Raw genomic sequence first — 508 nt, forward strand, 5'->3', positions numbered from 1 at the left:
TGGGCATACTCCGATTCTCCTTGCTGAGACTCGGAACGAAACCCAGGGCGCTTCATTTGATGTCGTCGCCTGGCTCCGGGTTGGGGTCTTCTGGGGATTTCGGATGAGCCCAGAGGGCATTTCCGACCTGCGCTGCGACGTCACGCTTCATGTCGTCGAGCACGTGCTGGTACCGGTCCAACATGGCCCGCTGGCTCCAGCCCATGAGGTCCATCACGACACGGGCATCGATGCCGAGCGTCAGCATCATTGTGGCCGAGACGTGCCGTGCGTCATGAAGCCGGCGGTGGCCAACTCCGCACTCCTCCAGGAGTGCTTCCCACCGCCTCCAATCACTTTCAGGGCGGTGCGGACGACCGTTGAGCTGGCAGAAGACAAGGTCAACGGTGACGCCGTTCGGATCTGTATATTGCTGACGTCGTTCACCCTCAGCTGCATTCAGGGCCAGATGCTCTGAACCGTCCTGGGTCTTGTTCCGATCTGTTGAGCAGAGAGGATAGGGACTATG

General features: G+C 60.0%; 1 protein-coding gene. It reads right to left on the bottom strand.

Annotated features, from left to right (window positions below; all coding sequences use genetic code 11):
• Nucleotides 1–52: 52 nt before the first annotated feature.
• Nucleotides 53–508: tyrosine-type recombinase/integrase (locus tag RIL96_RS13295; RefSeq protein WP_310549492.1), on the bottom strand; the 456-nt coding region annotated here is incomplete at its 5' end.

The sequence above is a fragment of the Nesterenkonia aerolata genome (genome assembly GCF_031470965.1).
Lineage (GTDB): Bacteria > Actinomycetota > Actinomycetes > Actinomycetales > Micrococcaceae > Nesterenkonia > Nesterenkonia aerolata.